Origin of the sequence: Nesterenkonia halotolerans (assembly GCF_014874065.1) — a bacterium.
GTDB lineage: Bacteria > Actinomycetota > Actinomycetes > Actinomycetales > Micrococcaceae > Nesterenkonia > Nesterenkonia halotolerans.
The window spans coordinates 1-19087 of record NZ_JADBEE010000002.1 but is presented as its reverse complement, the minus strand read 5'-3'; the positions used below and the strand labels follow the sequence as shown (position 1 = coordinate 19087).

The window sequence follows — 19087 nt, the reverse complement described above, 5'->3', positions numbered from 1 at the left end:
GCCGCACAGGCTGCGGTGATTCACCAGTGACGACCTTCGAAGCATTCAACGAGAAGAGGGAGAGACCGATGAAGCTCTTGGACCCAGAGACATGGGACGGCAAGCTCTATATCAACGGCTGGCGAGCGGGCAGTGACACCAGCTATACCGTGATCGAGGCGGCCACCGGTGAGACGCTGGGCAGTGTGGCCACTGCGTCGCGTGAAGATGTGCTGACCGCCGCGACCCAGGCCGCCGAGGCGCAGCGGGAATGGTCGGCAAAGACTCCGCGGGAACGAGCGGCGGTGCTGCGCCGGGCCGGTCAGCTCTTCGAAGAGCACGCCGAGGAGATCCAGTCCTGGATCGTCCGAGAGGCGGGGTCCATCCCTCCGAAAGCTGGCCTGGAGACGATGGTCGCCGCAGATGAATGCTATGAGGCCTCGGCCCTCCCGTCACTGCCGCAGGGCGATGTGCTGGCCACCAATGAGGCCCGCTGGTCGCAGTCGCGTCGGCTCCCGGTCGGCGTCGTCTCTGTCATCGCGCCGTTCAACTTTCCACTGATCCTCTCCATCCGCGCCGTGGCTCCCGCCCTGGCGCTGGGCAACGCGGTGCTGCTGAAACCAGACCCGCGGACCTCGGTGGCAGGCGGCGTCGTGCTGGCCCGGGTGTTCGAGGAGGCTGGCCTGCCTGCCGGGCTGCTGCAGCTGCTGCCGGGCGGTCGCGAGACCGGCACCGCAGTGGTCGAGGCGCCCGAGGTCAGGGTCGTCGCCTTCACCGGCTCGACCGAAGCCGGCCGGCACATCGGCGAAGCCTGCGCCCGCCTGCTCAAGCGTGCTCACCTCGAGCTCGGGGGCAACAACGCCATGATCGTGCTGCCCGATGCTGACTTGGATCACGCAGCCTCGGCCGCTGCCTTCGGCTCCTTCATGCATCAGGGCCAGGTGTGCATGACCACCGGTCGCCATCTGGTGCATGAGGACATCTATGAGGAGTACGTGCAGCGGCTCGTGGAGAAGGCGGAGGGGATCCCTGTGGGGAACCCCGCCTCCGAGGAGGTCGCGCTGGGCCCGATCATCGACGAGAACCAGCTCAAGCGCATCGATTCGATCGTCCAGGAATCGGTGCTCGGCGGAGGCCGGATCGCGGCAGGCGGCACCTATGAGGGGCCCTTCTACCGCCCGACGGTGCTCACTGACCTCTCCACCGAGAGCCCAGCCTGGTCCGAGGAGATCTTCGGTCCAGTCGCGCCCGTGATGAAGTTCAGCACCATCGACGAGGCCGTCGAGCTGGCCAACGCCAGCCCTTATGGGCTCTCCCTGTCCATCCTGGGTGAGGTCGGGGAAGCCATGAAGATCGCTGACCGTGTCCGCTCAGGGAAGATCCACATCAACGAGCAGACCATCTCCGACGAGGCCAATGCACCCTTCGGCGGTTTCGGAGATTCCGGGAACGGCACCCGCGTGGGCGGGCACCAGGCGAATATGGAATCCTTCACCGAGCTGCAGTGGCTCACGCTGCGCCCGGAGATCGCGCCGTACCCGTTCTAGGCCACACCTGAGGCAGCAGGGACGGGTGCTGGGGGGGAGCGCGGGAACACCGCGCTCCCCCCAGCACTCCGCGAGCCGGCGAATCCAGGTCACAGGCGCAGCCAGGTCAGCACAGCACGGGCCGTCACAGCGGTCAGGCACCGCGGTCAGGCTCCTTGGGGATGGCCCTACCTGGGCTCGAGGCGGACCGCGCCGTCGAGCCTGATGGTCTCCCCATTGAGCATCGGGTTGGCAAGGATCGCCATGACCAGCTCGGCGAAGTCCTCGGGCTTGCCCAGCCGCGCCGGGTGCAGCGCCTTGGCCAGCAGCGACTCCCGGGCCTTCTCCGGCAGCCCCGCGAGCATCGGGGTCTCGAAGAGACCCGGGGCGATGGCGACCACGCGTATTCCATCACCGGCAAGCTCGCGGGCGGCCGGAAGCGTCATGGAGGCGACGGCGCCCTTGGAGGCGGCGTAGGAGATCTGACCGATCTGGCCCTCGAAGGCTGCCACGGAGGCGGTGTTGATCAGGACGCCGCGGTCCCCGCCCGAAGGGGCGTTGCCTCGCATCGCCTCCGCCGCGTGCGACATCAGGTTGAGGGTGCCGCCGACGTTCACGGAGAGCACCTTCATGAACTCGCTGTGCGAGAGCGGGCCGGTTCGCCCCACCAGCTTTCCCGGGGCGGCGATTCCGGCGCAGCTCACCGCGGCTCGCAGCGGGGCGCGCTCGACGGCCGCGGCGACGGCGTCGCGAAGCGTGTCTGGTTCGGTGACGTCGCCCGGCCAGAAGACTGCGTTCTCGCCGATGGAGGCGACAGCTTCGGTGCGACGCGCACTGCCTCCGGCATCGGGGAGATCCACCACCACGACCTGGGCCCCTGCCTCGACCAGCGCCCGGGCGGTGGCATGCCCCAGGCCCGAGGCGCCGCCGGTCACGACGGCGCTGGCACCGAACAGATCCATGCAGACCTCCTGTGTGCGATCAGCCCTCGTACTCGGAGCCGATGATCAGCGTGACATAGCTGACGTCGGGGTGTTCCTCGGGAGCGGCGGTGCCGAAGTTCTCGGCAAGGGACTCCGCCTGGGCGATCTCCGCCTCGCCGGCGCCCGCCGGATAGACCACGGCGGGGGTGTCGGCGCGCTCTTCGAAGTTCCAGTTGCCTTCCCAGACCACGTTGTAATCCAGACCCTCGAGCTCTTCGCCCATCGTCGTGGCGCCGCCGGAGATGCCCTGGTAGTTCGCGACCTGGACCGGGGTCTCGGTGTCAGTGGCCGGCTGCGGGCCCTCGGCCTCGCCGCCTTCCTCCCCACCTTCTCCATCGGCTGACCCTTCGGCGTCCTCACCCTCGGCACTCTCCTCCGCGGAGGGCTCGCCGGATTCGGTCACCGACTCCTCGGGCTCACCCGCCTCGGAATCGGCGCTGGTGAGCATCGGCACGATGAAATAGGCGAACGCTCCCACCAGCAGGACGAAGCCCGCCAGCAGCGCGATCCAGCGGAAGCCGCTGCCGCCTGCCGCGCCCGTTCCGGCGGCGCCTGGAGACCGATGCTTGCCGGCCTCCCCCGTCTGATACGGCGGGACGTCGTCGAACTCATCGTGTGGGTGCTGGCTCATAGATCCTGTCCTCAAGGTGCGGGTGCGGTGCTGGGTGTCGCCGACCGCAGCCGGTGACTGGCCATTTCAGGCAGGGCGCTCATGACTAGCGACGCGTGGCGCGAGCACGATGCCGGGCCTCCCGCTGGCGGCGCAGTCGCTTGACCAGCATCGGGTCGTGGGCAAGGGCTGCCTCGGTGTCGATCAGCCGGTTCAGCGCCTGATAGTACGCGACGGCAGACATCGCCAGCTGCTCGGTGATGGCCTCGTCCTTCGCGCCTGCGTACTTCCACCACTGGCGCTCCAGCCCGAGTATCTTCTTCTCCTGCTCTGAAATCATCTCCCCGTCATCCTACGGCGGGGCGTCAGGCATTCCTGGAATATCGGGGGATGGCGGTGCGACGGTGTGTTCAACCCGGTCAACTCTCTACAGTGGGGTGGATGGAACTCTCCTCAGACCTGGTGGCCCCGCTGGAACCCGGATGGCAGCAGGCCTTCGCCGCCGAATCGAGTCGATTCGATGCCGTGCGGGATGAGCTGACCACCCGCAGGGCCTCCGGGGAGCACGTGCTCCCTCCCGCAGATCTGATCCTGCGCGCCTTCCGCCAGCCCTTCGCGGAGGTCAAAGTCGTCATCCTCGGCCAGGACCCCTACCCGACTCCCGGCCACGCCATCGGCATGTCCTTCGCCGTGGCCCCGCAGGTCCGTCCGCTGCCGCGCAGCCTGGGCAACATCTTCACCGAGCTCGAGAACGACCTCGGCATTCCGCGCAGCAGCCACGGCGACCTCACGGCCTGGGCACAGCAGGGGGTGCTGATGCTCAATCGCGTGCTCACCGTGGCGGCGGGCTCTGCTGGTTCTCACCGCCGCATCGGCTGGGAACCGATCACCGCCGCGGCCCTGCAGGCTCTGGTGGATCGCGGCACCCCGCTGGTCTCGATCCTCTGGGGCGCAGACGCCCGCACCATGGAGCCGCTGCTCAACAGCGGAGCGCATACGGCGGTCATCACGAGCCCGCACCCGTCTCCGCTCTCAGCGCGGCGAGGATTCTTCGACTCCCGGCCGTTCTCGCGCGCCAATCAGGCCCTCGAGCAGCTGGGGGCCGCCCCGGTGGACTGGCGGCTCGGCGCGGCGCGCCACGCCGACTGAAGGAGCCCGAATCTGTCCGTGGCGGATCAGCGGGCCCTGGTCAACGACGGCGCGTGCGCGCCCGCTCGTGAGACTGCAGCCCCGCGGTCAGCGGCCTCATCAAGACATCGCCGAGCACGATCCCGGCGGCGATCGCCATGATGATGATCAGCGCGTTGAACAGCTCGGTGAGTCCGCCCATCATGGCGTCCGTGGTGGAGTCCATGGCGATGGCGTACATCCCGCGGAAGACCATCAGCCCGGGCAGCATGAACATCATCGCCGGCACGGCGACGACCAGCTGCGGAGAGCCCATGCGCAGCGCGAGGATCCGACCGAGACCTCCGACCACCACGGCGCCGAAGACCGGTGTGATGCGCTCCCCCAGGCCGATGAGCTCCGCCGCATAGAACGCAGAGAAGCCGAGCGCGGAGACCGCGCCGATGGGCAGCAGCATCCGCCAGCTCGCCTGCTCCACCACCGCCGCAGCGATGGCCGCGAGGAAGACCAGTGCCACGAGAACCGTGGGGTGATAGATCCGCGTCAGACCCACCGCCACCTCGATAGGTGGTGCGCCGAGCAGGTTCGCGATCACCACAGCCGCCATGATCCCCGAGGTCATCCCGGCGAAGGCGATCATCGAGGAGGTCAGGCGTCCGGCGGCCGTGATGGGGAACCCATTGATGCCGTCCTGGATCGCGGAGACGATCCGGGCCGAAGGCAGCAGGATCATCAGCCCGCCGGCGACCACCATGGAAGGTCGGATCGGCAAGTCCATCGCGAACGCCCCCATCGCGAACGAGGTGGCGACGAACCCTCCGGCGGCCAGGCCGAAGTACTCCGGCACACGCCAGCTCGCGAGCTGCCGCACGGTCCAGAGCACCAGGATCGTCGCGGCGAAGCCCATCGCGGCGTCGAGGATCGGTGCACCCAGGAAGGCGGCGAAGAAGCTGGCGAAGATCGCGCCGCAGAGGGTGACCATCCAGCGCGGGTACGGTTTGGGCTCGCGGGTGATCTCCCGCAGGCGATCCTCAGCATCTCCGCGGGTCAGACGGCCAGCGATGATGTCGGTGACCAGCTGGTGCACCGAGGCGAGTGCCCGGAAGTTGTTCGACCAGGAACGCACCACGCGCACCCGGGAGTACGGGATCTTGCCCTCGGGGGCCCAGTTCAGACTGATCGACTGGTTGGTGATGTCGGCGTCGGTGTTCTTCATCCCGAACGCGGCGGTGACCGCGATGATGGAGGTCTCCACCTCCAGCGCGCCGGCGCCGAAGCGGAAGAGCGCCTCACCGAGGTCCAGCACGAAGGCGATCGTGGCGAGCTCGTCGGTCTCCACCTGCTGATCGGGCTGGTAGGGATTGGCGTAGGGCGTGCCCGCGAGACGGTCGACGATCGGCACGAAGCCGGTCGCAGCGCGCTCGGCCTGCATGATCCGGCGCAGCACCTGCGGGGAGCGGGGCTTCCGATCAAAGACGCTGGGGTCGAAATCCTTGCCCCGGGACGCCTCTCGACGTCCCTTCAGCCAGGAGGGTCGCAGCAGCGGGCCACGCTTCGGAGAGTGGCTCATCGGCGACTGCCGCAGCGGAGCGCCGGGGGCGCTGTGCGGCAGGCTGATCAGGCCAGAGGCGGGAGGCTCCTGGGACTGCTCCACGCGGTGCGCCCAGGAGGTCGTCGTCTCCTGCGGGCCGGTGGGAATCTGCGGACCGAGCGCGTCGGTCTGCTGCCAGTCACCGGTGATCGGGAAGGCGTAGTGATCCGTGACCTCGCTGGACTCCCGCGGCGTCGTGTAGGACTGTTCGAAGCTCGGATCCGCGACGTACTCGTGCCGGGCGGATTCATTCTCGTCCACCGCGGCGGATCGGGCTACCGCGTCGGCGTCGTACTCCTCCCATTCCAGTGCCGCCTCCGCCTCGGCCGAGGCGTTCCAGGAGGACGCGAAGGAGCTGCGCAGGGTCTGCACGAAACCGGTCGGGGTCTCGTCGAGGATCTCCTGGGTGGAGTGGACCACCGGGATGTGGGTGACGTCTGCGGTGGGCTCGGTGCGCACGGGGTCGATCGCCTCGGCGACGTACTCCCCTGTGGAGTGCCGATCGCTGTGTTCCGGTGCCACGAACCCTCCTCGCAAGCAACATAACCACAAAAGGACCCTGGCAGAAGCCCGGGCCTTGAGGTGTGTGAGTGATGGTGCCTGGAGTACAGGCGAAGAAAGTGGATCTGAATGGACTCGAACCATCGACCTCTCGCGTGTGAGGCGAGCGCTCTAACCAACTGAGCTACAGATCCTGAAGCACCCGCGCGCGGAGAACCGCGTTCAAGTGCTTCAAAAGGTTACCACCGGTTGAGTCTCAGGACGAAACCGAGGTCAGCGCCTCCGAGATGGGGGTTTCACCGTCCAGGAAGTTCACCGTCTCGCGCACGGCGGAGCCGCTGGCCAGCGTTTCGGTGATGACCTGGGCGACATTCTCCCGGGAGGTGTCCACGGAGGCACCCTCTTCGGACATGAGCTCTCCGGCCTTCGCCGGATCCAGCACGTTGATCTTCCCGCTGCCGGTTTCCAGAGTCAGGGCTCCGGGGCCGAGGATCGTGTAGTCCAGGGTGCTGGCGCGCAGGTGGTTGTCGGCCTGGTGCTTGGCCAGCGCATAGGGGTAGAAGGAGCTCGTCGGGTCCACGGAGTCGATGTCGGTCTGGCTCCGGGCATACGAGACCATCACGTAGCGGGAGACTCCGGCCTGGACGGCGGCGTCCATGCTGCGCACGGCCGCCTCCTGGTCCACGGCCTTGGTCCGGGCGGGGTTTCCGCCACCGGCGCCGGCGGCGAAGACGACGGCGTGGGCGCCGGCGAAGGCTTCGGCCATCTCGCTGGTCTCGGCCGACTCGATGTCGAGGACCCGCGGTGTGGCCCCTGCCTCGGTGACATCGGCGGACTGATCCGGGTCACGGATGAGAGAGTCCACCGTGAAGCCGGCGGCGACGAGCTTGGGGGCGGCAAGCAGAGCGATCTTGCCGTGGCCGCCGATGATGACGACGCGCTGTGATTCAGCCATGAGGTTCTCCTTCGGTGTCAGGGTGACCTGATCCAATCGGGTCCGCAGGGTGTTGGTGCTCCCGTGCGGTTCTCCCCTCATAACACTTCAGCGTGCCCACTATTCCTTAGACTGGCTTCCGTGCCAGCCCCGCCCTCGCCAGCCAGCGCCGATCGGCGAACACCCCTGCGACACTCCCCTGCTCTGCGCATGGGTCTGTCCATCGCGACGGCCATCTCGCTCTACGGCATCTCCTTCGGGGCACTCTCCACTGCCGCCGGGATGTCCCTGTGGCAGACCGTGGCGCTCTCCGCGCTGCTGTTCAGCGGCGCCTCGCAGTTCGCGTTCATCGGCATTCTCGCCTCCGGCGGCACCGGCGCGGCGGCCCTGGGAGCCTCAACCCTGCTCAGTGGGCGCAACACCATCTACGCGGTGCAGATGAAAGCCCTGTTGAATCCCAAGGGCTTCAAGAGATTGGCCGCTGCGCAGATCACCATCGATGAGTCTGCCGCCGTGGCCATGTCGGCAGAGAACCCACTGGAGCAGCGGCGAGGATTCTGGGGCGCCGGGATAGCGTGCTACCTGTTCTGGAATCTGGCCACAGTGCTGGGAGCACTGCTGGGAGATGTGATCGCGGATCCAGAGGCGCTGGGCCTCGACGGCGCGGTGGTGGCGGCCTTTCTGGCTCTGCTGTGGCCCCGGCTGAAGTCCCTGGACTCCTGGGCGCTGGCCGTGCTGGCCGCGCTGATCACCACGCTGACCATGCCGCTGCTGGCCCCCGGGATTCCGGTGCTGGCGGCCGCCGTCGTCGCCGTGATCTGGGGCGTCGCATCGAAGGAGCGGGGAGCATGAGTCTGTGGCTATGGGTTTTGGCGGCCTGCGCCGCGGTGTACGCGACCAAGCTGCTGGGCTATCTGGTCCCGCAGAGCTGGCTGAGGCATCCCGCGGTGGGACGGGTCTCCGCCATGTTGACCATTGGTCTGCTTGCGGCCCTGGTGGCGATGAACACCTTCTCCGCTGAGCAGACGGTGGTGATCGATGCTCGGCTCGGCGCACTGCTGGCGGCCGCGGCGGCGCTGCTGCTGCGAGCTCCGTTCATCGTGGTGGTCCTCGTCGGGGCTGCCACGGCGGCCGGAATCCGCGCTCTGGGCTGAGTGGGCTTCGCACCCTCGGCTGATCGGGCGTCACTCCCTGGGCCGATGCGGCAGAGAACGACTCGAACCCCGCACCATCTGCGAAAGCAGACCATGCGGGGCTCGAGGGGACCGATCGCTCGTGAGCGATCGGCAGACGTTCAGGACTGGTTGCTGGACCCTGCCTGGGCCTGCGCCCGGTCTTCGACGTCGGTGTCCTTCAACTCCGCGTCGCTGAGCTCGGCGTCACCGGCTCCTGCCTCGTCTGTGGCAGTCTCGCCGTTCGCAGTCTCGCCGGACTTCTGCGATTCGTTCGCGTCCGCCGGGGTCGCGCGCAGGGTGGCACCCAGGATGAGCGTGCCGACGCTGAGCGCGGCGGCGAGTCGGAACGCCACCCGGAAGCCTTCCACGGCGGCCGCGTCGGGATCCATCCCGGAGTTCACCGCAGCGGCGGTTCCCAGACCGACGGCCGCCACGAGAGCCGCCGTGCCGATGGCGGCGGCGAGCTGCTGCAGCGTGTTCAGCGCAGCGGTGCCGTGGGAGTACAGCGCCTTCGGCAGCGGGTTCAGCGCGGTGGTGAACGCGGGGGTGAAGAGCAGGGCCAGTCCGCTGGAGAGGAAGAGGTGCAGTCCCAGGACCATCGGCACCGGGCTGGTCGGCGAGAGCATGCTCATGCCCAGAAGCGCCAGGATCAGGATCGAAGCACCCGGGATGACCAGCGGCTTCGGACCCACGCGGTCATAGAGGCGTCCCACGAACGGCGCCATCAGCGCCATCAGCAGGCCGCCCGGCAGCATGATGAGGCCGGTCTGCAGAGTGTCCAGACCGCGGACGGTCTGCAGGAACAGCGGCAGCAGGATGAGCGCTCCGAAGAGGGCGATCATCATCAGCAGCATCATGCCCAGAGCACGGGTGTACATGGTGAACGCGAAGGGCTTCAGGTTCAGCAGCGCTGAGTCGGACTTCTGCAGCTTGACCTGCAGCAGCGCGAACGCGGTCAGGCAGATGACACCCACGACGAGCACGCCGATGGCCACCGGGTCCACGCCCGGAGCTGCGTCTGCGGAGACCTCCTGGGTGCCGTGTCCGCCGCCGATCTGGCTGATGCCGTAGACCACGCCGCCGAAGCCGGGGACTGCCAGCAGCAGCGAGGGGATGGACAGGCTCTTGCCCTTGGTGCCGGCGTCCTTGTTCAGCCGTGGGCGACCGAGGAACAGCGCGATGACAGCGATCGGCAGAATCATCAGGAACAGCCAGCGCCATTCCGCGACATGCAGGATCAGACCGGAGAGTGCCGGACCGGTGGCGGGTGCCACTGAGATGACGATGGAGATATTTCCCATCACCACGCCGCGCCGATGCAGCGGCACCAGAGTCAGCACCGTGGTCATCATCAGCGGCAGCATGATCGCAGTGCCGCTGGCCTGGACCACGCGTCCTGCAAGAAGGACCTCGAACCCCGGTGCGGCCGCGGCCAGCGCGGTGCCGAGGATGAACAGGCCCATGGCCACCGTGAAGACGCCGCGCAGGCTGTAGCGCTGCATCAGGAAGCCCGTGATCGGAATCACGGTGGCCAGGGTGAGCATGAAGGCGGTGGTGAGCCACTGAATGGTGGGCTCAGAGACCTGAAACTCCTCCATGAGGGGCTGCAGCGCCACGTTCATGAGGGTCTCGTTGAGGATCATCACGAAGGTCGAGACCAGCAGCGCCCCGATGGTGAGCTTGTCGCTGGCCGGGAGCCGGCCGTCGTCGCTCGGTGGTGCTGCTGCGCGCGGAGCCGATTTCTGCGGCGCGGCGCTTTTCGGTGAAGTTGTCACTGATCCTCCATAGAACACTAAAGAACCCCAGAGTGGGGCACCACTAAGGGTGATACCACTCTGGGGTTTTGAGAGCCCCCTGCCGGGTTCGAACCGACGACCTGCTGTTTACAAGACAGCTGCTCTACCAGCTGAGCTAAGGAGGCAGGGCGCCCCGCAGGGCGGGGCGCCAGTCACCGATGGTATCAGTTCGTGAACGTCAGTTCTCCGACTGATATTCCTCGATGTGTTCTTCGACAAGTTCACGGAAGGGGCGCTCCGAGTCGGCCCAGGAGACCTCATCGACGAAGACGCTCGGGGTGCCTTCGATGCCGGCGGCCTGGGCGTTGCTCGTGGTGTAGCTCGCGAACGCGCGGTAGGTGCCGTCCTCCACGCACTGGGAGATGTCGGCGTCGTAGGTGTCGCTTGCCAGCTCGGCGAGACCCTCATTGGAGATCTCATCGTTGTTCACCCGGTTGGCCGTCACCTGGGCGACGTAGTCGCTGTAGCTCTCCGGCGCCTCCTCTGCCATGCACGCGAAGGCATTGGCCGCGCGCGCCGGGTAGTTCGTGGAGGAGCCCAGGTAGGCGATCGAGCGGTATTCCACCGTGACCAGGCCGTCATCCAGCCACTCCTTCAGCTGCTCGGCGTGCTCAGCCTCGAAGTTCGCGCAGTGGATGCAGTAGGCGTCGCTGTAGATGATGATGTGGGGCACTTCGCCCTCGGCCCGCTCGGTCACGCCGGGGGGCATGTCTGATTCCGGGTCCTCGACGGCGGCGGCGTCGATCTGGCCCAGGTCATCGCCCTCGGCGAGTTCGGTGGAGGAGGTCAGCGTGAAGCCGCCCTGCTCGTTGGCGGCCGCGGGGGCAGGGCCTTCACTTGCTGCCGGACCGGAGTCGTCCCGGTTCATCACGAAGATGGTCAGGCCGATGACGACGGCGAGCGCGACCACCACCACACCGACTCGCAGCAGCACGGAGGTGAGCTTCTGCTTGCGCTCCTGCTCCTGCTGCATCTTGCGCGCCTTATCGCGTGCGCTGGCGTTGTTCGAGGTCTCTGGGCTGCGGGCCATGGTCTCTCCGGTTACTGATGGGAATCATGTCTGCCCAGGTGCCTGGACAGTGATCACGGTGAGGCTGTGATCGAGATGGGGCAGTGATCAAGATACAGGGTCTGGATCCTTACCAGGGTATAGGGTCGTAATGCGGCATCACTGCCGTCAGGGGGTGTCTTGAGCCACGCATGGAAGGTGTGCCACTTTGTCAGAGAGCACTGAGAACGGGAACGGCTATGACTTCGTGGTGGTGGCCAACCGTCTGGCCGTCAACCACGTGACCCATGAGGACGGGACCACGGGCTGGGAACGCTCCCCCGGCGGGCTCGTCACGGCTCTGGCCCCCTTGATGGAGCAGTCTGAAGGCGCGTGGGTCGGGTGGCATGGCGCCGCAGATGACGAGATCCAGCCCTTCGACCACGGCGACATGCACCTCGTTCCGGTGCCGTTGAGCAGTGACGACGTCGAGGATTATTACGAAGGATTCTCCAACGGCACCCTGTGGCCGCTCTATCACGACGTGATCGCCCGTCCGGACTTTCACCGTCACTGGTTCGAGGCCTACCGCAGGGTGAACCAGCGCTTCGCCGAGTACACCGCGAAGGTCGCCGCCCAGTCGGCCACCGTGTGGGTGCAGGACTACCAGCTGCAGATGGTCCCGGCGATGCTGCGCGACCTGCGCCCGGACCTCACCATCGGCTTCTTCAACCACATCCCGTTTCCTCCCCCGGGGCTCTTCGCCCAGCTGCCCTGGCGCCACTCAGTGTTGCGCGGGCTGCTCGGCGCCGACCTGATCGGGTTCCAGCGCGCCTCGGACGCGTCCAACTTCCGACGCGCTGTGCACAACCGAATGGGCTATTACGTCGAGGACGAGATGATCCACGTCCCGCTGCAGACGGACGCCCCCGACCACGGGTCACCGCTGGCCGGTTTCAACGCCGACGCGGACCGCGGCACCGCCGTCAAGTCCCTGGTCGCCCCCGCCAGCGGCGCCGCGCGGATCGTGGAGGCCAAGGAGTTCCCGATCTCCATCGACACCGCCACCATCACCGCGCTGGCCAAGCGCGAGGACATCATCTCCCGTGCCCGAGAGATCCGCGAGGAGCTCGGCAACCCGGAGACGCTGCTGCTCGGCGTGGACCGGCTGGACTACACCAAGGGCATCCGGCACCGAATGAAGGCCTACGAGGAGCTGCTGCAGAACGGTTCGCTGACAGTGGGCCAGGTCTGCCTGGTCCAGGTGGCCAGCCCCTCCCGCGAAGGCGTGGAGAGCTACCGGCTGCTGAAGGAAGAGATCGAACGCACCGTGGGCCGGATCAGCGGCGAGTTCGACACGCTCTCCCACCCCGCGATCAGGTACCTGCACCACTCCTACCCGATCGAAGAGATGGTCGCGCTCTACCTCGCCGCTGATGTCATGCTGGTCACCGCCCTGCGCGATGGCATGAACCTGGTGGCCAAGGAGTACGTGGCGGCCCGGCGCGGCGACGACGGCGTGCTGGTGCTTTCCGAGTTCACCGGCGCCGCGGATCAGCTCCGCCAGGCGCTGCTGATCAACCCCCATGATGTGGACGAGCTCAAAGCCGCGATCCTTCGCGCCACCACGATGGACAGCGCCGATGCCAGTGCGCGGATGGAGAATCTTCGCCGACAGGTCGTCCACCATGACGTGCGCCGCTGGGCCACGGACTTCCTGGACCGGCTCGCTGAGCTCACCGGTGCCGCTGCGGTGAAGGGCTGAACAGTGGACCAGTCACTGACCACGGCGCTGGAGCGCTTCGCTGACCACGCCAAGATCCTGATCGCGCTGGACTTCGACGGCTGCGTGGCGGAGCTGACCTCGGTCGCCGCCGATGCACGTCCGGTCCCAGAGAATGCCCGGGCCATCGAGGCGCTGGCAGCTCTGGACGGCGTCGATCTCGCGTACGTGTCCGGACGCTCCCTGGACACGCTGCGCGAGCTCGCCTCCCCGCCCGAGGGCGTGCTGCTGATCGGCTCCCACGGTGCAGAGAAGGATCTCGGCGGAGACGCCCCAGGACTCGAGCTCAGCACCACTGAACAGATGGCCCGCGGGCAGATCATCGACACCCTCACCGAGGTGGCCGCAGACGCTGAGGGCGCCTGGGTGGAGCACAAGCCGGCGGGCGCCGCACTGCATGTGCGCAACGTCGACGGCGAGGAGCTCGCCGAGCACGTCCTGGAGCACGGACGCGCCGCCCTGTCCCTGGTGGACGGCGCCTACCTGAAGAACGGCAAGAAGGTTCTCGAGTCCGTCGTCGTGCTCGCGACCAAGGGCGAGGGGATCACGGATCTGCGTGAGCACACCTCCCCCGACGCCGTGCTGTTCGCCGGCGACGACGTCACAGATGAACAGGGCTTCGCGGTGCTGGAGGCAGAGGACGTCGGCATCAAGGTCGGCGAGGGCGACACCGCCGCGGCACACCGCATCGCTGCACCCAAGGACCTCGCCGCTGTTCTCAGGCTCATCGCCGACCGGCGCGCCGGTCACAGCCAGGAAGCACGCCCGGACTCTTAAGGATCACCCATGTCGACTGTCCCCGGTCTCGGACTGACCGCCTCAGGAACCATTCCACAGGAGCTGCTGGACCTGCCCTGGCAGGTACCCCTGGAGGACTGGCCCGAAGATGTCATCGCCGCTCTCCCGCGGGGCATCTCCCGACACATCGTCCGCTTCGCCTATCTGGGCGGCTCGGTGATCGCGATCAAGGAGACCTCCGAACGCGCCGCCCGGCATGAGTACCGGATGCTGCGTCAGCTCGGCAAGCTCGGGGCGCCGTGCGTGAAGCCGGTCGCGGAGGTCACCGGCCGGTCCACCCCGGAGGGCGAAGAGCTCTCCCCAGCACTGGTGACCAGGCATCTCCGGTTCTCCCTTCCCTACCGCGCGGTCTTCAACCAGATGATGCGCAAGGAGACCCTGCTGCGGCTCATCCACGCACAGGCGCTGCTGATGGTGGAGCTGCACCTGATCGGGTTCTACTGGGGCGACGTCTCCCTGTCGAACACGCTCTTCCGTCGCGATGCGGGACAGTTCGCCGCCTACCTGGTGGACGCGGAGACCGGCGAGATCCACCCCAAGCTCTCCACCGGGCAGCGCGAGTACGATCTCGACGTCGCCCAGGTCAACATCGCCGGAGAGCTCATGGACCTCATGGAAGGCGGGATGGTCGATGAGGATGTCGATCCGGTGGCCACCTCGCACCAGTTCATCGACGCCTACCGCGGGCTGTGGCAGGAGCTCACCGGGGACACGGCGTTCAACCCGGATCAGCAGTGGCTGATCGAGGAGCGGATCCGTCGGCTCAACGAGCTGGGCTTCGACGTCGAGGAGTACGACATCCGCTCCAAGCGTGAGGACTCCAAGCTGCTGCTTCGGCCCAAGGTCGTGGACCCTGGGCACCACCAGCGGCGCCTGATGAATCTCACCGGGCTCGACGTCCAGGAGAACCAGGCGCGCAGGCTGCTCGGCGCGATCGACGCCTACCGTGCGCAGACCGATCCCCACGGAGACGAGGCGATCGCGGCCCATATGTGGACCCAGGAGGTCTTTCAGCCGCTCATCGGCAAGATCCCGAAGGAGCTGCGCAACAAGCTCGAACCGGCCGAGATCATGCACCAGCTCATCGATCATCGCTGGCAGCTCTCGGAGCGTGAGCATCGCGATGTCAGTCTTGATCAGGCGCTGCCCTCCTTCATCGACGAGGAGCTCAAGGGGCTGCGTGATGAAGCCACCTTGATGATCGATCCGCCAGGGGACGTCATCGATCAGTTGGGCCGTCCTACCAGGGACGAGGACTGAGCCTGCTCAGCCGGCGACCGATCTCCGCAGCGGTGCGGCGCATCAGCGGCACTGCATGGCGGACGAAGCCGTCATCCATGCGGCCCGTGGGCCCGGAGACGGACAGCCCCATCGGCGTGGGTCCCTGCGGCACGACGACGGCGAGGCAGCGCACCCCCATCTCCTGCTCTTCGTCATCGAGCGCATAGCCCTGGGCGGCGATCCGCGGCAGCTGGTCCAGCAGCGCCTGCGGACGGGTCAGGGTCTTCTCGGTCAGCGCGGGCATCCCGGTGGCGAGGAGGATCTCCCGCACTCTCGCTGGTTCAAGCCCCGCCAGCAGCGCCTTGCCCACCCCGGTGGAGTGGAGATGGGCCCGGCGTCCGACTTCGGTGAACATCCGCATCGTGTGCGGCGAGGGCACCTGGCCGATGTAGACGATCATCTCCGACTCCATGGCCGCGAGGTTCACGCTCTCGCCGAGTTCGGCCACCAGGGCCTGCATCTGCGGGACCGCGGGCCCGCCCAGCTGGCGGGTCGCGGATTCGCCGAGCGGAACGAGGTTGGCGCCCAGGGCATAGCGGCGGTCAGCCAGCTGGTGGACCATGCCCAAGCCGATCAACGTATGCAGCAGACGGTGGACCGTGGGGCCCGCCAGGCGGGAAGCCGTCTTGAGCTCTCCTGCCGTGGCCGCACCGCCGGCGTCGGCGAGAACATGCAGCAGCGTGAAGGCGCGTTCCACCACTTGAACTCGTTGCGAGTCCGCATCCCGGACTTCTGCTTCCATGATGCGAACTCTATGCCATAGGAATAGTGGTGACGAGGCCGCTTCCTTCGATCCGGCGGAGCGGCCTCCTCGCCAGAATCTTCATCACTGCAAAGGAGCAGCGCATGAGCATCACGGTCCACGCCCCCTATGAGGTTCCCGGCGTCGAGGCGATACTGACCGAGGAGGCCCTTGCCTTCCTCGAGGAGCTTCACCGGCATTTCGCCACGACGCGGGACCAGCTTCTTCAGAATCGCCGCTCAGCACAGGAAGAGGCGGCCCACACGGGCACGGTGGACTTCCCGACCGAAACCCGCCAGGTGCGTGAATCCGCATGGACGGTCGCCGATCACCCGGCCGCGCTGCAGGACCGTCGGGTAGAGATCACCGGACCCACGGCCCCGGCCAAGATGGCGATCAACGCGCTGAACTCGGGCGCGAAGGTGTGGCTGGCCTGCCTCGAAGATGCGCTCGCCCCGAACTGGTTCAACGTCATCGACGCGCAGCGCAACCTCGCCGGAGCCGCCGCGGGGACGCTCGCGTTCACCTCCGCCGAAGGCAAGAGCTACTCGATCCGAGAGGACATCGAGACCCCGACGGTCGTCGTGCGTCCGCGCGGGTGGCACCTTCCGGAGAAGCACATCGAGATCGACGGACGCCCCGCCGTCGGCGCTCTCGTGGACTTCGGGCTGCACTTCTTCCACAACGCGCGAACCCTCTCGGATCAGGGGCTGGGGCCCTTCTACTATCTCCCGAAGCTGGAACACTACGCGGAGGCCCGGCTGTGGGACCAGGTCTTCAGCTTCGCCGAGAAGTCCCTCGGCATAGACCACGGCACCGTGCGCGCCACCGTGCTGATCGAGACGCTGCCCGCTGCATTCCATATGGAGGAGATCCTCTATGAGCTGCGCGACCACGCCTCGGGTCTCAACGCCGGACGGTGGGACTACCTGTTCTCGATGATCAAGTATTTCCGGGCCTCGGGTGAGAAGTTCGTGCTGCCGGATCGAGCGCAGGTCTCGATGACCCAGCCGTTCATGCGTGCCTACACCGAACTGCTCGTCAAGACCTGCCATAAGCGCGGCGCCTTCGCGATGGGCGGCATGGCCGCGTTCATCCCCAACCGGCGGGAGCCCGAAGTCACGGCGCAAGCGATCGAGAAGGTGCGCGCCGACAAGTCGCGGGAAGCTGCAGATGGGTTCGACGGCTCGTGGGTGGCCCATCCCGATCTCGTCGATCTCTGCCGCGCGGAGTTTAACGCGGTGCTGCAGGAGGCCCCGAACCAGCTGCAGCGTCAGCGCGATGATGTCAACGTCAGCGCTGCTGATCTGCTGGACGTGGCAGCTGCTGAGGGCGATGTCACCGAGGCAGGTGTTCGGATGAACCTCTACGTCGCGGTGTACTACACCGCGATCTGGCTCTCCGGCAACGGGGCTGTGGCCATCCACAATCTGATGGAGGATGCCGCCACCGCCGAGATCTCCCGCTCCCAGGTCTGGCAGCAGATCCATAACGGCACCGTCACTGCGGACTCGGGGGTCCGCGTCACTGCGGAGCTGGCCGCATCGCTGCTCGATGAGGAAGTGGCACGACTGCGGACTGAGATCGACGACGAGCAGACCTTCAGCGACTATTTCGAGCCGGCTGCGGGTGTGGTGCGAGCGTTGGTGCTCGACGAGGAGTACATCGACTTCCTCACGCTCCCCGCCTACGAGCTCATGCCCTGAGTGAAGGCCTGGCCAGCAGGACCTCCAGGCCGTGGAGATAGATCTGCTCTGCCTCCACGGCCAGGGGGTCCTCGTCGGCTGCCTCACCGGGGTTCTGGTCTGCGGTGTTCTGAACTGCGGTGTCCTGCTCCGCATCGAGGAGTCGCTGGTTCTGCTCGGTCGCGATGGCTCCCAGGGCAAACCGCATCACCGCGGCCGTGGTGCGCGAGGCCTCAGCCTCGCTCCAGCCTTGAGCACGCAGCTGAGCGGGCAGCACATGGGCCGGGGGAAGCCGAGGGTCCAGTGCGTAGGCAAGCAGCAGGAGATCCCCAGAGTCTCGGAGGGGCAGCATCAGCTCCCGGAGCCGGAGCATGAGTGTCCTGGCATCGGCGGCCTCTGCCCGCAGCGGAGCCAGGATCTCCTGAGCGACCTGAGTCAGCAGCACCTGCTTGCTGGAGACGTGGTAGTACAAGGCGCCGGGAGCGACACCGAGTTCCTTGGCCAGACGCCGCATCGAGACATCGGGAAGCCCGTATCGGATCAGCAGGGATCGAGCTGTCTCGGTGATCAGCGCCGGGGAGAGTGACACGTGAGCGTCAGGACCTAGAGCCCGTTGTCTCGGAAGAGCTTCTCGTCCGGGTCGACGAGGGACTCCTCGATCAACCACCGGTTGGTCTGCAGCGCCTGCAGGTTCTTGGAGACCACGGTGTCCCGGGTCTTCGCCACGCCGCCGGCGAGAAGTCCTATCTGGGCCTTGAATTCGGCTGCGTGGCGAGGTTTATCGCTGTCCGGCAGCGCCAGGAAGAGCTCGAGCGTCCGCGGCAGGTGTCGCTTGATGGTGCGGTTGACCGCGTCGTGATGCTCGGGATAACGGGCCAGCGAATCCCAGCGGTCCACGATGTCCTCGAGTCCGACCACCATCATCCGCAGCTGGCCCTGCGTGGAGGGTGGCAGCTGCGCCGAGCGGCTGCGCACAGTCTGGTCGATGGAGGCGAGTTCGGACCTCAGACGCTCCTGATCTTCGTTGAGCTGCTCGGACCGGCGCAGCCGTGACTGCTCTCTGCCCGCCAATGTGCCATAGGTGCCGGCAGCGGCGACGCCGCCGACCACGGCTCCAGCCAGCAGCGCCCAGAGGTTGGGAAGCATGACCAGCAGCATAAGTCCGAACCCGAGCAGGAAAGCCAGGAGGGTGAGGCCAAGGCGCACCTGTGACGAGCCGGGGTTGTTCTGCCCCCGGCCGGAAAGTTCAGCGCCGATGATGACCTCCTGACAATGCTGCTGGTGACTCTAGGATATCCCGCTGTCGTGGACACCCCCTGCACGGAACCTGCCACGGGGCTCCTGCATAAAAAAAGGGCCCGACTCCGTCGTGACGGAGCCAGGCCCTTCTTCGTACCACTTGGTCTTGCGACCCGGGCGGCACCACGGTCGGGGTGACAGGATTTGAACCTGCGACCTCGTCGTCCCGAACGACGCGCGCTACCAAGCTGCGCCACACCCCGTGGATCTGCGAGCAGAGCCGTTTCCGATTGCCACACGCAGAAATTCATCCTATCCAAGAACACCGACGACGAGCAAAACGCCATC

General features: G+C 66.9%; 18 protein-coding genes and 3 tRNA genes. 8 read left to right on the top strand and 13 right to left on the bottom strand.

The genetic code is table 11. The features are described from left to right. Positions 1–68: 68 nt before the first annotated feature. Complete coding sequence (locus H4W26_RS10225; protein WP_192592144.1) at positions 69–1526, top strand: benzaldehyde dehydrogenase; 1458 nt, start codon at positions 69–71, stop codon at positions 1524–1526. 167 nt (positions 1527–1693) lie between these two features. Here H4W26_RS10225 and H4W26_RS10220 read toward each other — a convergent pair whose 3' ends face one another. The 3 genes from H4W26_RS10220 to H4W26_RS10210 form a co-directional block, all read right to left on the bottom strand. Further along, complete coding sequence (locus H4W26_RS10220; protein WP_192592143.1) at positions 1694–2467, bottom strand: SDR family NAD(P)-dependent oxidoreductase; 774 nt, start codon at positions 2465–2467, stop codon at positions 1694–1696. 19 nt (positions 2468–2486) lie between these two features. After that, entirely contained in the window at positions 2487–3119 is a 633-nt protein-coding gene (locus tag H4W26_RS10215) for a LytR C-terminal domain-containing protein (protein WP_192592142.1), read from the bottom strand. 85 nt (positions 3120–3204) lie between these two features. Beyond that, the gene (locus H4W26_RS10210) at positions 3205–3438 is read right to left on the bottom strand and encodes a DUF3263 domain-containing protein (protein WP_192592141.1); all 234 of its coding nucleotides are present in this window, start codon (positions 3436–3438) and stop codon (positions 3205–3207) included. 101 nt (positions 3439–3539) lie between these two features. Between H4W26_RS10210 and H4W26_RS10205 the strand changes: the two genes are divergently transcribed. After that, positions 3540–4247 (top strand): uracil-DNA glycosylase, encoded by a 708-nt coding sequence (locus H4W26_RS10205; RefSeq protein WP_192592140.1) that lies wholly within the window; start codon positions 3540–3542, stop codon positions 4245–4247. Positions 4248–4287: 40 nt separating this feature from the next. Here H4W26_RS10205 and H4W26_RS10200 read toward each other — a convergent pair whose 3' ends face one another. The 3 genes from H4W26_RS10200 to H4W26_RS10190 form a co-directional block, all read right to left on the bottom strand. Further along, positions 4288–6339 carry a threonine/serine exporter family protein gene (locus tag H4W26_RS10200; RefSeq protein WP_192592139.1) on the bottom strand — a complete coding sequence of 684 codons (2052 nt, stop codon included), beginning with the start codon at positions 6337–6339 and terminating at the stop codon, positions 4288–4290. Between the two features lie 99 nt (positions 6340–6438). Continuing rightward, positions 6439–6512: transfer RNA gene (locus tag H4W26_RS10195), tRNA-Val, on the bottom strand. 62 nt (positions 6513–6574) lie between these two features. After that, positions 6575–7273, bottom strand: coding sequence for an NAD(P)H-binding protein (locus H4W26_RS10190; protein WP_192592138.1), 699 nt, complete (start codon positions 7271–7273; stop codon positions 6575–6577). Positions 7274–7393: 120 nt separating this feature from the next. Between H4W26_RS10190 and H4W26_RS10185 the strand changes: the two genes are divergently transcribed. Next, the gene (locus H4W26_RS10185) at positions 7394–8104 is read left to right on the top strand and encodes an AzlC family ABC transporter permease (protein WP_318779856.1); all 711 of its coding nucleotides are present in this window, start codon (positions 7394–7396) and stop codon (positions 8102–8104) included. Beyond that, a complete protein-coding gene (locus H4W26_RS10180) occupies positions 8101–8406 on the top strand; it encodes an AzlD domain-containing protein (RefSeq protein WP_192592137.1) in 306 nt (101 codons plus the stop codon). Before H4W26_RS10185 ends, H4W26_RS10180 begins: the two co-directional genes overlap by 4 nt. Positions 8407–8546: 140 nt before the next feature. On the opposite strand, the gene H4W26_RS10175 is transcribed toward H4W26_RS10180, so the two are convergent. The 3 genes from H4W26_RS10175 to H4W26_RS10165 form a co-directional block, all read right to left on the bottom strand. Continuing rightward, complete coding sequence (locus tag H4W26_RS10175) at positions 8547–10202, bottom strand: MDR family MFS transporter (RefSeq protein ID WP_318779855.1); 1656 nt, start codon at positions 10200–10202, stop codon at positions 8547–8549. 73 nt (positions 10203–10275) lie between these two features. Continuing rightward, positions 10276–10348 (bottom strand) — tRNA-Thr (locus H4W26_RS10170). Between the two features lie 53 nt (positions 10349–10401). Then, positions 10402–11253, bottom strand: coding sequence for a DsbA family protein (locus tag H4W26_RS10165; RefSeq protein ID WP_192592136.1), 852 nt, complete (start codon positions 11251–11253; stop codon positions 10402–10404). 187 nt (positions 11254–11440) lie between these two features. Here H4W26_RS10165 and H4W26_RS10160 point away from each other — a divergent pair, with 187 nt between their 5' ends. Genes H4W26_RS10160 through H4W26_RS10150 form a run of 3 tightly spaced genes read left to right on the top strand, consistent with a single transcriptional unit; the run spans position 11441 to position 15052 of the window. Next, positions 11441–12976 carry an alpha,alpha-trehalose-phosphate synthase (UDP-forming) gene (locus H4W26_RS10160; protein WP_192592135.1) on the top strand — a complete coding sequence of 512 codons (1536 nt, stop codon included), beginning with the start codon at positions 11441–11443 and terminating at the stop codon, positions 12974–12976. Between the two features lie 3 nt (positions 12977–12979). After that, positions 12980–13771 carry a trehalose-phosphatase gene (otsB, locus tag H4W26_RS10155; RefSeq protein WP_192592134.1) on the top strand — a complete coding sequence of 264 codons (792 nt, stop codon included), beginning with the start codon at positions 12980–12982 and terminating at the stop codon, positions 13769–13771. A 9-nt stretch (positions 13772–13780) separates the two neighbouring features. Next, entirely contained in the window at positions 13781–15052 is a 1272-nt protein-coding gene (locus H4W26_RS10150) for a DUF4032 domain-containing protein (RefSeq protein ID WP_192592133.1), read from the top strand. On the opposite strand, the gene H4W26_RS10145 is transcribed toward H4W26_RS10150, so the two are convergent. Further along, entirely contained in the window at positions 15033–15815 is a 783-nt protein-coding gene (locus H4W26_RS10145) for an IclR family transcriptional regulator (protein ID WP_192592132.1), read from the bottom strand. The genes H4W26_RS10150 and H4W26_RS10145 overlap by 20 nt on opposite strands. Before the next feature lie 104 nt (positions 15816–15919). On the opposite strand from H4W26_RS10145, the gene aceB reads away from it, so the two are divergent. After that, the gene (gene aceB, locus H4W26_RS10140) at positions 15920–17521 is read left to right on the top strand and encodes a malate synthase A (protein ID WP_192592131.1); all 1602 of its coding nucleotides are present in this window, start codon (positions 15920–15922) and stop codon (positions 17519–17521) included. On the opposite strand, the gene H4W26_RS10135 is transcribed toward aceB, so the two are convergent. From H4W26_RS10135 to H4W26_RS10125, 3 genes are all read right to left on the bottom strand, one after another. Next, entirely contained in the window at positions 17511–18089 is a 579-nt protein-coding gene (locus tag H4W26_RS10135) for a TetR/AcrR family transcriptional regulator (RefSeq protein ID WP_192592130.1), read from the bottom strand. The two genes, aceB and H4W26_RS10135, sit on opposite strands and share 11 nt — an antisense overlap. A 14-nt stretch (positions 18090–18103) precedes the next feature. After that, positions 18104–18646 carry a hypothetical protein gene (locus tag H4W26_RS10130; protein ID WP_192592129.1) on the bottom strand — a complete coding sequence of 181 codons (543 nt, stop codon included), beginning with the start codon at positions 18644–18646 and terminating at the stop codon, positions 18104–18106. Between the two features lie 282 nt (positions 18647–18928). Then, a tRNA-Pro gene (locus tag H4W26_RS10125) sits at positions 18929–19002 on the bottom strand. Positions 19003–19087 lie beyond the last annotated feature (85 nt).

Bases quoted from the DNA above. Each gene is read 5' to 3' on its own strand.
- H4W26_RS10205 (WP_192592140.1), top strand. From the start codon at position 3,540: ATGGAACTCTCCTCAGACCTGGTGGCCCCGCTGGAACCCGGATGGCAG.
- H4W26_RS10150 (WP_192592133.1), top strand. From the start codon at position 13,781: ATGTCGACTGTCCCCGGTCTCGGACTGACCGCCTCAGGAACCATTCCA.
- aceB (WP_192592131.1), top strand. From the start codon at position 15,920: ATGAGCATCACGGTCCACGCCCCCTATGAGGTTCCCGGCGTCGAGGCG.
- H4W26_RS10215 (WP_192592142.1), bottom strand. From the start codon at position 3,119: ATGAGCCAGCACCCACACGATGAGTTCGACGACGTCCCGCCGTATCAG.
- H4W26_RS10165 (WP_192592136.1), bottom strand. From the start codon at position 11,253: ATGGCCCGCAGCCCAGAGACCTCGAACAACGCCAGCGCACGCGATAAG.
- H4W26_RS10225 (WP_192592144.1), top strand. From the start codon at position 69: ATGAAGCTCTTGGACCCAGAGACATGGGACGGCAAGCTCTATATCAAC.
- H4W26_RS10130 (WP_192592129.1), bottom strand. From the start codon at position 18,646: ATGCTTCCCAACCTCTGGGCGCTGCTGGCTGGAGCCGTGGTCGGCGGC.
- H4W26_RS10180 (WP_192592137.1), top strand. From the start codon at position 8,101: ATGAGTCTGTGGCTATGGGTTTTGGCGGCCTGCGCCGCGGTGTACGCG.
- H4W26_RS10145 (WP_192592132.1), bottom strand. From the start codon at position 15,815: ATGGAAGCAGAAGTCCGGGATGCGGACTCGCAACGAGTTCAAGTGGTG.
- H4W26_RS10190 (WP_192592138.1), bottom strand. From the start codon at position 7,273: ATGGCTGAATCACAGCGCGTCGTCATCATCGGCGGCCACGGCAAGATC.
- H4W26_RS10220 (WP_192592143.1), bottom strand. From the start codon at position 2,467: ATGGATCTGTTCGGTGCCAGCGCCGTCGTGACCGGCGGCGCCTCGGGC.
- H4W26_RS10210 (WP_192592141.1), bottom strand. From the start codon at position 3,438: ATGATTTCAGAGCAGGAGAAGAAGATACTCGGGCTGGAGCGCCAGTGG.